8 protein-coding genes are annotated in these 14410 nt (G+C 50.0%); all 8 read right to left on the reverse strand.

The features are described from left to right. Positions 1-134 precede the first annotated feature (134 nt). Positions 135-299 carry a hypothetical protein gene (locus K3T83_RS19295; RefSeq protein WP_220204588.1) on the reverse strand — a complete coding sequence of 55 codons (165 nt, stop codon included), beginning with the start codon at positions 297-299 and terminating at the stop codon, positions 135-137. Positions 300-302: 3 nt separating this feature from the next. Beyond that, positions 303-554 carry a hypothetical protein gene (locus K3T83_RS19300; protein WP_220204589.1) on the reverse strand — a complete coding sequence of 84 codons (252 nt, stop codon included), beginning with the start codon at positions 552-554 and terminating at the stop codon, positions 303-305. 176 nt (positions 555-730) lie between these two features. Further along, positions 731-1585 (reverse strand): toll/interleukin-1 receptor domain-containing protein, encoded by an 855-nt coding sequence (locus K3T83_RS19305; protein ID WP_220204590.1) that lies wholly within the window; start codon positions 1583-1585, stop codon positions 731-733. 213 nt (positions 1586-1798) lie between these two features. After that, positions 1799-3031: a hypothetical protein gene (locus K3T83_RS19310; RefSeq protein WP_220204591.1), complete on the reverse strand. Its 1233-nt coding sequence runs from the start codon at positions 3029-3031 to the stop codon at positions 1799-1801. Positions 3032-3056: 25 nt separating this feature from the next. Further along, on the reverse strand, positions 3057-5684 hold the full coding sequence (locus K3T83_RS19315; RefSeq protein WP_220204592.1) for a hypothetical protein: 2628 nt from the start codon (positions 5682-5684) through the stop codon (positions 3057-3059). Between the two features lie 14 nt (positions 5685-5698). Next, positions 5699-8707: a tubulin-like doman-containing protein gene (locus K3T83_RS19320; RefSeq protein ID WP_220204593.1), complete on the reverse strand. Its 3009-nt coding sequence runs from the start codon at positions 8705-8707 to the stop codon at positions 5699-5701. A gap of 146 nt (positions 8708-8853) precedes the next feature. Next, on the reverse strand, positions 8854-11541 hold the full coding sequence (locus K3T83_RS19325) for a vWA domain-containing protein (protein WP_220204594.1): 2688 nt from the start codon (positions 11539-11541) through the stop codon (positions 8854-8856). A 96-nt stretch (positions 11542-11637) separates the two neighbouring features. Continuing rightward, entirely contained in the window at positions 11638-14403 is a 2766-nt protein-coding gene (locus tag K3T83_RS19330) for a dynamin family protein (protein WP_220204595.1), read from the reverse strand. Positions 14404-14410 lie beyond the last annotated feature (7 nt).

Below are 14410 nucleotides of genomic sequence, written 5' to 3' on the forward strand. Positions count from 1 at the left end.
CTTTATTTATATTATATATCTCTTCATTTGATATATCAACATTTTATGAAGAGATAAGCCAGTAAATACATACCCAGCTAGAAATAGCGTAACATTCTAGAGGAAAGCCTTTGTGGTTGTGTAACTGGTTTCACTTAGTACAGCGCCTTATTGCTCGCGTAGAGATGACATGCGGCAAGGACCGCACCTGGCAAGAGGCCCCCGATCATTACGACAAGTGGCGTTAAAATGCTGATGGCAAGCAGTCCGATCCCCAGAAAGAGGCACACATCAAAGATGATCGGCCAGAGCAGTTCCATGCCTTATTTCTCTGTCAAATAGTGTGCAATGAGCGGATACCATGCGGGTTGTTCCGCTTCTTCAGCCTGCTGGATCTGGTTCAATGTCTCGCGCCCCAACCGATCGGATGCAACCTCTTGTAGCACTCGCCCCAGGCCCGGGAAGAAGCCGTGTGGCAGAAAAAGCTTCTCATCAAGCAGCTCAAAGGAGGAGTCAAACCAGAAGGAAAGCCACGCCAGGATTCGCGGCACACGCTCCGTCTCACGCGAGAGCAAGAGTTGCTGCTTGCATGCCTGCCAGTAGTCGGGCCAGAAAGACTCAATCGCGGCAGTGAAATAGAGGGAGGTTGAATGATGATGACGTTCTGCTATATCATCCCGACAGTAGAGCTATACTGTTTGTGATGAGCAACAACAAAATTGTTGATGGTGAGCAGTGATAGTGTGGGAACCTATTGTCCATTACTCCTTCTTTTACTTCTCAACTCCTCCACGACTCTACGAATACCTACTGCAATTGAGGCAAACGCGGCATCAGAGTTGCCCCAGGCTTTCACTGACTTTTTCCCAGGAGGGAGTGCGGTGAGCATACCAAACTCGCTGTTCTCCCATTCGGCTGTATCGCGCACGATGATTGGAATAACACGCGCGATACCCGTCTCACGTCGTAGCAGGGCGGCCTTCACCTGTTCTTCATAGAGACGATCTGAGGCCATAAAATCTGGACTCACCAGTAGGAGTACAATATCTGCGGCCTGAAGAGCCCTGTCAGTTTCATCCTGGGCAACGGCTCCTGCCTGGATATCCAGGCTATGCCAACTGGTAATCAGCTTGTTTCTTCTCATCACAGCTAACTGTTTTTCCAGTTCTCGGCAATAGCGTTCGTCTTCAGGGGCATAACAGTAGAAGATAGCAATTGGTTCATCATCTGTTTGTGCAGGAGGAATGGTTTGTGATGATTGTGGTTGATTGGCCGACCCGGATGAACCGGTCGTTTTTCCTGTGCGTTGGGCCTGAGCAACAAGCTGATGTCGCAGTGTTTCTAGTTCATTGGCAAGTGAGATACCAATGATCCGAGAACGTGCATTGTTCAGGAAGATCAATAATGCCCATTCTCCTGAGGAGAGATAGAGATCAGTTAATTGAGAAATAAGCAGACTGATATCGGTGTACGGATTCCCTTCGTTGCGAAGCAAACTACTGCTATTTGGAACTCCAGCTAGCAGAGTTGTTCGCGTGGTATAACTCTGCATGTCAGGTATGCGAAGAAGTAGCTGAATAAGGTCTGTGTGCTGTTGGTGGTTCATGCTCTTCCATCTCGTGTAGAAATGCGAATGCTATCATAGTTTGCTGCATCTCATCTCAAAAAGATAAGATAGCGAACAGGCTTCTTGCATTTGTCACTATCCTCGATCGGATCGGATGATAAGAAGCTAATGATTGATAGCAGTAGAACGACTATCAAAGGCATAGAACAGATGCTATTAAACTAGTATGCACAAAAGAGTATAGCATATAGATTAAAGATGGGAAACAACAACATCGACAAGACTGATCAGATCGTGCGCGCTGGCTTGTAGCGTCGGTGTGACAATGGCATGTACCTGCTGTGTGGATAGGCGCGCCTGCTGCTGACGAATGGCCGTAATCATGGCGCTACTTTCAGGATAGTTTCGCGGTATCACGACGGTCAGCTCGTATGCATTGTTGCATTGGATAAAGATATGCTCCTTTACCTGGGCTAGATCGGGACGTAGTTGCCAGTGGGATTGCTCCGCAAATGCATAAAGCTCCCGTATCTGTTCAACACGTTGTTGCGTGCGTTCTCCAGCGATTGCAGTTGCATGTATGCTCTGCTCATGCTCCTCGTCGTTTTGCTCACCGAGCTCTTGCATAACCTGCGTAATAGCCTGTTGTACAAGTGTATTGCTCAGCGTTGCGGTTAATGAGGCCAGCTCTTCCGCAGCGATGGCCGTGCTATTGCTCCCCCTGATCTCGGCAATAATGGTTTCAATGGTTGGATTTGCGCGTATCCAGAAGGTCTGTAGATACTCTTTTAATGCGGCATGACAATGGGTGCGAAAATCGCCGCCTATTTTTTGAGTCAGGAAACTCTGGTAGACAACCTGTACGCGTTTTTTCACATCCTGTAGCTCTGTGACAAGGCGGCTACGCATACTCTCCTGGCACTGCAACCAGTTGGGGGAAAACTGGACTTGCCGAAGCGTAGCATATGCCTCCATATTTCTCTGTACAAGATCCGGCTGTCCCTCCAGCACATCGGTCAGATTGGTGTTCGGTAGCAGTAGCCGGGCCGCAGGTGGGATCAAGCTATACAGTCCGGGTGTTTCCAGTGAGATCACACTGTTAGCAGCCTGCTGGCTATTCCCCTGTAACACATCTTCCAACGCGGTTTTAAGCTCTTGTATATTATCTGTAGAATGGAACCCTGCCTGTAGATAGGCGACAGGATCGAGCAGGACGATCTTTATATCGATTTCCAGAATACATTTTATGCTAGTAGCCTGAAAAAAGCCGAGCCGTAAAGGGTATGAGAGATGGCGCAGAAATTTGTGTATGGGAGTACGTCGTGAGCCTGGACGCGGCGGTATGGTGCCATCTGGACTGCCCCAGCAGACGGCAAAAATATCCTTTTGCCGCTCATAGAGCCATACCTGGTCATGAGGGATTGGTTGCCTCTGAACTAAAGCAAGCCGATAGTCTATCTGCCCAAGATAAAAGGTATCAGTCATGGAGATATGCTCCTGCTTCTCTCTGTTATAATAAGGCTTCAGCAGAGATGATGATATATGCGAGATGCAGTCCCTGCGTGACACGCATAAAGAGCCACCGTGCCTGATCGGTACTCTCTAATACCTGTGTGCCCGATGGGGAGACGATAGCCGCTAAATTTGGTAACTGCCGGGCATGATGTAGGGCAAGGAATGCTTTATGCACAGATGGATCATCCTGTGGTTTGATGGTACGTCGCAATAAAGGCACGGCGGCATTTGAGAGATCCTGCCAGAGCTGTTCAAGTTGCGCGGTAGATGCCTGCCTGAGAAACTGTTCAATGACGGCCACGACACTATGCCAGTTAGTATGATAATACTCCTGCGTCTCTTGAAAAAGCCATTCTTCTAGCTCCTCCTGGCTGCTCCATGAGCGACGTAGCATCTGCAACGATAGGCTCTGACGCTGTTCCCATAAGTAATTGTGAGCGAGAAACTGGCGGACTGTAGCATGGAGTTCCTGTCTCAGCGTCTCATCAAAAAGGACACGCTCTAACACGCGTTCCTGAAGATGAACCTGTTCCGCTAGCAGGCGATCACGGGTTTCACTGAGGATACCGGCAGGACTGGCAAGCAATGTAATCCTCTGCGTTAAAGCATCGGTTTCTTTGACCATCTGTGCCAGCGCCCAGGACCATGCCTGGCGATCAAGCTCTGCAATGGTTGTATCATATTGCCGTTTCATCTGTCGTAGCGGTTTTTCAAGCGTCTTATTCTGGATAGACCGGTAGATTAGCGAGAGAAGAGCATAGAGGGGCAGCGCTAAGATCAGTCCTACGATGGCAAAAGCAAGGATGTTATTTTTACTGATCAGGAGCGAAAGCAAGACGGACAGCGGCAGCAGTAAAAGCGCACGTCCGGTAATCCCAATACGCCCAGGCGCGCGCTTTAAGGAGTATTGGATGTTGGTAATATGCTCTATCACATTCTGCTGGTAACGTGTGCTGTGTCTATCGGCAAACTCCTGTTGTTGTGTCTCCATAGTGCTGACATCATATGGTGCTTCCGCTTTCCGGGCCTCCGCTATCACGATACGCAGGCTTTCAGGCACAAAACGATACATAGCGGTGAAGGCTGCCTCACCATTATGGAGAAAGGATGTATGATGGCTCCGCATCGCGGCCTGTAATGCCTCAAGATAACGCCGCTGCCGCTCCTGATAGAGATGTAGCAGGTTATTGCGCCGTAGTTTGTTTGCGAACTGCATGGAGAAGCGTGCAAGCGTCTCTTTGATCGCGGTCCGATTCAGCGGATTTAGCTGTAAAAGCTCTTGAATAGTGGCACGATAATCTGTTTTTTGCAGTGCAACAGTGCTAAGCTCAGGCAGAGTTGCCTGGATCTGTTTTTTGTTAAATGAGCGCCGCAACTCTTCAAGATGGGTCTGGACCTCGCCATCAATGCGTGCATCCAGCAGAGGTTCATTGACCAGTTTATCCGCGTGCTCCCCGGCAGCCTGGTCTGGATGATCGCCATGCATCGTCGGCTGAACGCGCTGTAAGAATGTACCGATCATATTGCCATATATCAGGCGATAGAGTTGAGGATAATCAAGGGAGCAGGAGGCAACGCCAAACGTGGCAAATGGGCCGGGATCGCTATAGATTAGCCGCTCTCCCCAGCGCGTGGGGATAAGTGACGATATAACAAGATCACTATTACTGGCAATACACATGTTTAAGGCCAGGGCGGTTCCGACAATGGTTTCGTCTGGCTCATTGCGCCAGAGCCGCACCGGTACGACATTGTTGGCCAGTTGGGTATCAATCAGATAGCATGAGGACAACAATTGTGGTCCCGGTTCTTGCCACAGTTGATTGAGCTTATCAAGAAAGCTATCAGGTGGTGGAGGCACGCCGGGGGGAGAGATCGGGCGTTTTTGCACTGGAATAAGTCGAGCCAGTTCGTTCTGTTCCAGTTGGCTAAATGCGCTCTCATCGCCGCCCGCACGCAGATGTTCCTCCCTGGATGTGCTGCCGACATAGCAGAATACCTGTATTCCTCTGATTAATGTGTCTTGCTGGACATAGAGCTGTCCCAGCAGGCGCAAAAAATCGGGGACAAGTTCACAGGTAGCGGCCTCGCGTGCGGCACAGATAACGGCAATACGCAACTGGGCATCCTGGTCGAGCCCTTGCGTTTGAAAATTGCCCATCTGTAGAGGGGTATTGTGCATATATAATGGCAGTGCAACCGTGCGCAGCCGCTCTCGCGTAGCAGGAAATGCACTGCGAGCCTGCACCCAATCATCGGGATGCCTGTCCTCCTCGCGTATCTGCGGTGGCGTCTCCTCATCCAGAACAGCGATATCGACATTATCTATATCGAATAGTAAGGAGGCAGGGGTACATTGATGCAGAAACCAGCGATCCCAGTCCAGACCCATGATACGTACAAGGCCAGGTTGTATCTCGCCTGCTTCATTGGCCCGTACCAATAGAGGGTGTGTTAACCCCTGTTCCTTCAGTCCCCTCTCAGTGATCGAGAGCCGGACGGCAAGCTGCCTACCAACTTCCTGTCCATACTTGCCAACACAGATCACAAGTGTTGGCAAAATCGGCAGTGGCAGCCGCCTACCCTGTCGCGCAACTGCCTGGGTCATCCTATCCTGTAACATATTTCCCCTCGCTGCTACCGATCAACGCTGACAAACACCCCGGCTTTACGAAACATATTGCTGCTACGGTGCTGATAGGCGCTCATAACGACAAAAATAACCTGTCCAGGCGGCAAAGAAGTCAATCGAACTTCTTTTCGTATCTCCTGAGAATGCGCGTCATATGGGCTGTGAAGCTCCGGCGGCACACATTCCATCCATCCCTGTGTGGCCAGCAGGATATTGAAATCAACCAGTTTCATCAGGGCATCGGCCAGTGCTGGCGTTTGCTGTAATGGAAGGATGATCTCCCTCAGTTTAAGTATAAGCTCAAAGATTGGATCATCTGGCTCCCCTATCACTACGCGCTCATCCTCATCAGGAGGAGAAGCGAGCTGCTGAAGATCCCATCGATAGGTGTGTATCGTCGTACGCACCTCTCTACCTATAGTGGAATGATAGTTTTCTAGACGATCCGCCACCTCTTCCCATTCGGTGATAATCTCGCGATAGGTTATGGATGTGGCAACCAGAGGGCTATAGCCTTTACGCACAGCGTCGGAATAGTCGATATGTAGATAGGGCGCGTTGCGTAAGGTGCTCATTTCATGATAAGCACGCTGTAGCTCATGGATATAGCGTATTGAAGAGATCAGGACACCATGAGAGGTTTTGATATACCCAAGTTCTGTACTAAAATCGGTGGGAATGCACTCTGGCTTTGCGGCATAGTTTCTAAAAAGCTCCTCCTGCGCGAGGTCTGCCAGGTCTTCTGTAGAGATCTGTTGATAGGGATCAGCCCCAAAGCCAAGCAGATCAATGGTTTCCACGTGGGCTGTCAATTCCTGATCGGTATCGGTAGTAATATTCCAGAGGCATTCAGCCCCCTGTAAAAAGGTAGTACGTTGTTTAAGTACGTCGCGTCCGTTATTGGTCATCCTTTCAAGGATGTGCTCGGCATTATCGAGGCTGGTCAGCATATCCTGGACCGTCTCGTTCATAGCAGTTTCGAGCATAGTTTTGACCTCGCCACTCATACGGGGCCAGTCCTCAAAGAGTTCATACTGCATAGTGATAATGCTACGCTCAAGATGCAGCAGCCCGTTGTCCTGGGCAGCCGTGACCTGTTTTTGCTCGTCGTGGCGTGGGCGAAGCATATCCATCGACATCTGTTCACGGCGTATATTTCTGGGGCGTTTCAGTTTGTCCAGGTTCCGGCTCTGACGCGCTTCTAACATTTCATCGACATCTGCCAGCAGCGCTTTGCGTTCACTGAGATAGACCAGGGCGGGCTTGATAATAGTGTCGGCTACATCTTTGTAGAGAAGGGCATGAAAACGAGCGTTGTACCATAGATGGCGTTGATGAGCTTTGCTCTCGGCGATATTCCTGAGTTCTTCAGGGGTGTTTTGCCTTCTGAATGCTCTGAGGATATAGATACGGGTGATCATTTCCAGAATGGCCCGTCCTATGAGTTCTACTTGACTATGAGCGCGTGGGAGACGGCGCGTTTCTTCATAGGAGGTCTGACGCCTGGCAGCATCTTCGTTGCTCTTCTGGGCCTCTTCCTGAATAGCAGCCAACAAAGTACTAAGCCGTTCATCAATACTGACGATTTCCTGTTGTACAGCAATTGGCCCCCGCGTACAAAGCGATTCGCGTATATGAGTATCGATAAACAGCCACAGATCGTTCTTATATTTATTACGAATGCGCTGCCATGTTGGTGAGCGCAGTATATTGTTGAGGGCAGTTTCATATTGTACGGTATACTCTTCAAGCTCCTCATCAATAGCAATCTCGTTGCTGTAGGTACCGGTCGGGCGCAGGGCTTTATCGGGTGGAAAAGGATTGATAGCAGGCTGCTCACTGGTTACACTCTCAAAGAGAGTGGTCGGACCGGTCAACCACGCTAAGAATTGTGGTCGCTGCGGCGTTGCCTGACGAATATGGTCGATCACCTTATTGTCCAGGATGGCGCGTACCCGTTCAATGCTCCAGTCCATTTTGATAGTACTGGAACCAAAGGAGCTATAGATAGAGAAGCGTTTCTGTCCGCTATTATCGGTTCGTCCTCCGCTGGAAAGTGTTTTGCTGCTGAGATTTTTTGCCCGCTCCCAGAATTTGCCCGCCGTTGGTGGCGCGGTTAGCCAGAAAATGGTACGGGCGGTTGTGGTATAGACTCGATCGATGTCGTAGGTCTCGCCGCCAGCAGTGACATTATCGACGAGATAGATATAGTCAAAGGGCAGTTCGGGCGAAGCTACCTGGAAGTTGGTGGAGTAGTCTACATTCCAGAGGTTTCTACCATCCGGGCGCGGCTCTATGCCCATTGCCATATTATGTAGGCGTTCAAGTTCTGTCAGGGCGGCATAAGCATTAGCCTGAAGACGCGTCTTTTGTGGGCGCGAATTGATACGGTTTACATAGGGGCCGGGCATCAGCGCAATACCAACAACAATAGGCTTTTCTGTAAATTTCAGCAAATGGCGCATCACATATGCAACATCAAAAAACAGGCTACTGCCGGTACCGCCACATAAAGAAAAAATGACATAAATGATAGGGCTATTGCCGCTTATCTCATAATTCTGTGCGCGGGCTTGCTGCCGATTAGTAGCATTAGTGATCTCAAATGCAATACGTTGAAACTGTGCCTCGATAGCATGAAAATGGTAAAAGAAACCCATGCGGCCAACGGAACGCATCTGACCAGCCCCTTCATCAACCGTCACCAGATTGGTCGTGTTCCGATTGCCCCACCAGCGTCCAATGATAGGCCAGTTCTCAAGATGTTTCAGAACCTCATTGGGATTGTAGCCGCCGATATAGAGATATTCTTCGCCGTTACGGATCTGCATATGCTCATCCATTCCTGGCGCTTCTTCAAATGAGACCGTATCAAGCACAAGATACTGGAATAGTGGCAGGTTGTAGCCATGTGTTAGCATTTCGCGCTTAATGCGTCGTACAATTTCATTGCCTGTTCCTCCCAGCCCGATAAACACGGTGCGGCGTACCCGGCGTGGTTGTTGCTCGACCATTGCTGCCTCTTTCTTGTCTTTTTCTACTATTGTGGATAAGTGATGCTTGTAACTTTTTTAGCCAGCAGCCTCGTGTGCACCGCTGGTCGTCTCACAAGATCAAAAATCATGATTATGTTTCGCTTATTTTGTCTCTGGCATAGTAACTACCAGACCACTACATCCAGTTCTGAATAAAGAATATCGTTCTCAATCACAATGGCCTCACCTTTCATACAACGCACTGCGGTACGTTCAACCGCCTTGCCAGAAACACGAAACAAGGGCAGTGTATTATCTCTGGCATAGCGCGTGGCTGCCACATTGACACGATAGTTCTTGCCAATGCGTGCAATCGAAAATTCCAGCAGGGCCAGCTCAGGCGTTTCGCGTGTGCTAAAGCGATATACGGAGTCGTTTCTGCGCTCCAGATACCATCTTTCGGAAAAGCGTGTTGCGGGGATAGCAACGGGAATAGCAGTTAGCTGTGTAGACAACTCTTCCTGAAGAGATGGATTGGGATCGGCGGCCTGCATGTCAACAATCACTTTTCCGGTCAGACGTGGTTTACGAAACTGAGCTGTAAATGGCAGGCAGGCAGTCTGGAGCAGGCGTGCAAGCAGGACCGAGAGCAGGAACCAGCACAAGATGCCCCCCAGCAAGTAACGTCCTGTATTGGTAAAGATCGAAGGACAGATCACGGTTGCCTGCCAGCCTGTGGGGTTGACCTGGATTAATGTGTTGCCCGCAGCCAGTTTTGATGGTATGAGCTGATAAGTAAACCTGCTATCAGACCAGAATGGTGCGGGTGCGCATGCATTTACATTGGCTTTCAAAGCGATGTTTGTCGCCGTATTATTGGCAAAGGTTGTAGTGAGCATACCCCCCGGCAGATTGATTGTGGGCGCACCGGTTGCATGGCCGGCTACCTGTGTCGTAAAGGTGAGCGGTTGTTGCGTACAGGCGGTAGACTGGATGGTCACGTTCCATTTGACGGTGCTGCCCGACCACCATTCCAGGTATGCGGGTGCTATGGAAGTAGCCTGGACGCTGGTTGAACTCTGGATATAAGAGGTATAGTCTTTGCCCGGCGCGTAGGTAAGATAATCATACTTGTTATTATTCAACGTCCCCGTTATCTCGCCAAAGGCCGCAAACACATAATGTATTCCACAGCCGCGCTGCGGATGATAGCTACCAAGCAGACGACCATTGTCTGCCGCCTGTGTCTGAATAGGTGTCCAGTTGATGGTAGGGGCCGTTACATCCCGCACAAAAAGGCCGAGGGGCTTCATCTTCACTCCAGCAGGTAGAGATGGAGGCATCATTACGCCGATTGGAATACTGGCGGACGCCGCCAGCGGGTGATCTGCCGTAAACGAAGGCTGAACATTGACGGTCATATTTTGATTGGGTAACTCTGTTTGTGGAATAACAGTAAATGGCTTTGTAAAGTAGTCAGTCTTTCCACCCGTCAGCGCTTCTCCCAGGCCGATCAGGAGCGTAGACTGTCCAGGAGTGTCCAGTATAGCGCCCAGCGTGCCGACCTGAACAGGCACGGCATTGGCCGTAAACGGCGCAGATGGACCAGCAGGATTGGCCGTCAGCTTCACGCCTTCCAGCGGGGTATTATCACTGGTATTCATCGTTGCCAGCAATAGCAATGGTTGGGCCGCAGGCACGTAGCGTGGACTCAAGTCGTCGCCTGATGGAGCTGGATTCAGCAGGATAAAACTTCCCTGTGATTGTGCCAGGATCAAGGTCTGGGTCGGAGTTGCACCAGTGGTTTCCAGATGCCATTGGCCGGTCAGATTGCCCGACCCCACAGTTTCAAGCGCATAGCCACGCCCCTGTGAAGAGTAAAGGGTGCCATTACTGAGGCTTTGCCTGGCCACGTTTTTGCGATCAGGGGTTTGCACTGTCGTCAGCGTCATTTGACCACTCCCCAGGACCAGGACGGTGAGCCGACGTAGATACTCATCGTTGGTGGTCGTAATGACCCGAGGCAGGCTGTTATTAAACGTGGCCAAAAACATGTCCGGGTGAATGCTTACCAACATGTCAGTATACACTTTGGCCAGATCTGGAAAGTTGGTATTATCTACCAGCATCGTAGCGCTGCCACCATGCGCTCTCAAGTGTGCTTCTGTACTGGCAAATTCGCTCTCAGAACCAGGAGGAGTGAAGCCGAACAGTCGCACCGCAATATGTTGATGTTCTAAAGCATTAACCTCACAGAGCCAGTACTGTTCGACAGGGGCATTACAGCCAGCAGGTTGTGGATCGCCAGATAGAGCCAGCGAGTCTGTAATAATGACCACATCTTTGCGATGACCTGGCGGCGATTTGCCAAGGATGGCACCTGCTTTTTGCAGTGCTGGTGTAAACATTGCCGTCTTATTGTGGGTCTCAACCCCGCTCTGCTGGATACGTCCGATAGCATTTTTAATATTTTCGCGGTGGCTACTGACCTCCTCAAGGGGTAAACTGGGTAAAGGCGAGCTAGCAATCTCGACCAGGCCAATCTGATCGCCAGGGGGTGCCAGATCCACATAAAGTCGCGCCGAGTCAAAGCGATAACCCTGCGGATCGTGATCCCCAATACGGTAGATATTATCCATCACCAGTACGGTATCGGCATAAGAAGCGCTGTCTGTGGCCTGTCTGTGTGAGCTGCTCGCCGTATGAGCCTGCGCGGGCTTGCTCTGTAGCCAGAGCGTACCAGTCAGCGCTAAAAGCACCAGCAAGAACACTCCTGCATAGCAACTGGCGCTGACAGAAATATGCAGGAAGGCAAGTGATAGGGTGCTGATGTCCACAGATAGGCGGCGTCTATGCTTTGTTCTATATGGCATACGATGGCCTTTCAGTAATTATTGGTCGCGCTTTCCCAAATAGCAAAAGTCATCAAGGAAACAGGTCAAAAGATGAGCCTGTTTCCTTGATGATCGTTACTGCGAAAACACAATGCCATTTTTGAGACTATCAGCCTGGCGGATGAGGTCAAACCAGCGCATAATCTCCGCTTCATGGGTAAAGAGTTGAGCATCAAGCGCCGACACAAATTGCTCATCCGTCAGTTTCCTCAGCAGCGCAGCATTCAGATCCCTCAGTAATTTTTCAAAATCGCCATCCTCTTCATCGATCCGATCAGGTTCAGCATATTCGTTGACACGATGTAGAATGCTACGCTTCGTCAGCTTGCGAATTTCGCGCAAGAAGTAGTGGATAATAATGAAAGCGCTATCCTGTTGTATTCTTTGCTGCATCTCCAACAATACGTTTTCCATATAAGGATGAACGCGATTGAAAAAGGTGAAGTGTTCTTCATTATTGGACGCGATAAACTGGATCAGTTGAGCAAGTGTGCCCCTTGTCTTGTCCAGAGCATAATGCTCGCCCAGCAGCAAGCCAGAGATCGTAAAGCTACAAATGTTCCCGGCTTGCTCTTTAATATGCTGTTTCAGGCCATCATATCTTGCTTGCATATCAGAATTGTGATCAAAGACACCTACTGAAACCATCTGTAAAGAAAGAGGGCCGCCAGGACGTTCCTCTTTACTCAGGAGTTTCAGGAAGGTATCCGCCAGGACGTCGGCAGCGGAACCGGGCTTTTGCAGTTCTTCTTGTAGCGCTATCAGCAGATCATCGCGCAGGGAAGAGAGGAACTCGCGTGTCTTCAGCTCTCTGCCAAGCCTCTCTGTTACCGGGGCATTTGCTCCTTCGGGACGTCGCCAATCGGTATCGATGGTATGATCAAGATGGCCTTTCTGGATAAAAGTTCTGACATGGCGTACGGCACGAGAGAAAGCTGCCGCTAAAGCCTGATGAAATGCGTTACTGGCAGGTTGAGAGACATTAAAATCATGGTAGAGCTGGTCAACACATTTCTTCCAGGCCTTCTCCATACCTTTGATATTTGAGATAATCGCTTCCTCACGCAGATGGGTCCGTTGCCCCTCATAGTTTGAGCGCACATCAGTGATTCTGTGCGGATCACGATTGCCGATGTCGATATTTCTAGCTTTGAGCTGTTCCCAGCCATAATTGATAAATTCCTGTATGGCGTCGGTCAGTTTACTTCTGGCGGCATCAAGCTGTACCTCATGCCGACTTTCTGTGAGAAAGCGCTCTAAATCGTCGATCAGTATAGGGAGCTGGCTAAATTGCAGCATGGCCTTATGCTGCTCCAGTGTAATATCATTGAAGTTTGTTGCGCTAAAGTCGCCTGGCAGAAACGGGTCAATTTGTCTGAGATCTTCATAGACACCGGCCATATGTCCACGATAGTCTTCGCCACGCTGCTGTAACTTTGGGACAAGCGAGTGCTTCTGTTCCTTGCACTGTATGCCTTGCGTGGCCAGATAGGCATCCTCTGTCCGTATTGGATAGAAGAAGTATGTGTGATTGGGGCCATGCTGATGATACCCTTCATAATTCTCGGGTAGATAGTCCAGGAGATAGCGCATTCCCTCCTCGGTACGGATGCGATCCTCGCCAGGACGGGCAAGATCCCAATGGGCAGCTACGACAAACATCTTACGGGCAGCAATATCAGCCCTCTGTCCCTGAGTGATTTTCAGCTTTACCTGCTCCGAAATCGGTCGCGTCAGATTACCCCTGACGCGGTTTGTGCCAATCACGTAGATCAGGGCGTCAATTTGCTTCAGCTCTTCACTTAAAATCTCCTCATGGCGTTCTTGCCCTGCTTCGCCACCTGGCAGATCGATAAATTCACAGTTGGGCGGGAACTGACTACTGCCGCTTTTGTTTTGTAGCACAAACTCAACATAGAGTACGTTTTTGACTTCGTTAACCGCCGCGCCCACCGGTTCCTGTATATATTTTTCGCATGCCTGCGGCCACTCGGCGCGTGTAAATGGCAGTGGTGATGAGCCATCACGCAGATAGACGGTCATCTTTTCACCATCGGCAGGGTTGTTGGGGTCGGCAAAACGCACCTTGATGCGCGTTCCTGTCACGGCGTCACCACTGCCACTGGGAGAGATATCTTCACCTATGATGGCCCCAAAGAGCGTGCTCTTCCCAGCTCCTGTATGACCAATCAATTTAATCTCAAAGGGGCGCTTAAAATTAAATTGATGTATGGCCTCTGTAAGAGACTGGCGTATCAGGATGTCCGATTGAGGAGCAACGCGATTGGCAACCAGTAATGCTAGAAATGACTGTGTGATCCTGAGCTCGTCTTCCCAATCATGTAGCACTTTGGCGCGTATCTGCCCATTGCCAGGAAAATAGCGCTGTGCCTCATTTTTGTCTATTGATGTGAGTAGTTCTTTTAGAAGATCTTGCAGACGCGCAATGGTTTGCGGCGCAACTCTGGGGGCCTGCGGCTGCGTACTGGATATATCAGGGGTAGGTGCGCCAATATTGAACATATCTGTAGGAGGTGGTATAGAAAGATTATTGGTTGATGATGGCACAAATACAGGTTGATTGTTGATAGGGTCGTCTATTTGTGATAAAACGATACTTCCGACAGCAGGCTCCTGACGCCTGTTCTTGACCTGCATTATCGGTACATTATTTATGTCTGCTTCTACAGGCATAGGAGGTACAGGCTGGGATGCTGCTGCTACAGGTACAGGCTGAGATGATAGAGAAGCTTGCATTTCAGGTATGTACGTGTGACAATTGCCACATTCTCTACCTGCAACGCCGCGCGCACCACAAGTTGAGCAGGATACGATCGCCATCAGAAAT

This window comes from Reticulibacter mediterranei (genome assembly GCF_016587455.1).

Bases quoted from the DNA above. Each gene is read 5' to 3' on its own strand.
- K3T83_RS19305 (WP_220204590.1), bottom strand. From the start codon at position 1,585: ATGAACCACCAACAGCACACAGACCTTATTCAGCTACTTCTTCGCATA.
- K3T83_RS19320 (WP_220204593.1), bottom strand. From the start codon at position 8,707: ATGGTCGAGCAACAACCACGCCGGGTACGCCGCACCGTGTTTATCGGG.
- K3T83_RS19330 (WP_220204595.1), bottom strand. From the start codon at position 14,403: ATGGCGATCGTATCCTGCTCAACTTGTGGTGCGCGCGGCGTTGCAGGT.
- K3T83_RS19315 (WP_220204592.1), bottom strand. From the start codon at position 5,684: ATGTTACAGGATAGGATGACCCAGGCAGTTGCGCGACAGGGTAGGCGG.
- K3T83_RS19310 (WP_220204591.1), bottom strand. From the start codon at position 3,031: ATGACTGATACCTTTTATCTTGGGCAGATAGACTATCGGCTTGCTTTA.
- K3T83_RS19325 (WP_220204594.1), bottom strand. From the start codon at position 11,541: ATGCCATATAGAACAAAGCATAGACGCCGCCTATCTGTGGACATCAGC.
- K3T83_RS19295 (WP_220204588.1), bottom strand. From the start codon at position 299: ATGGAACTGCTCTGGCCGATCATCTTTGATGTGTGCCTCTTTCTGGGG.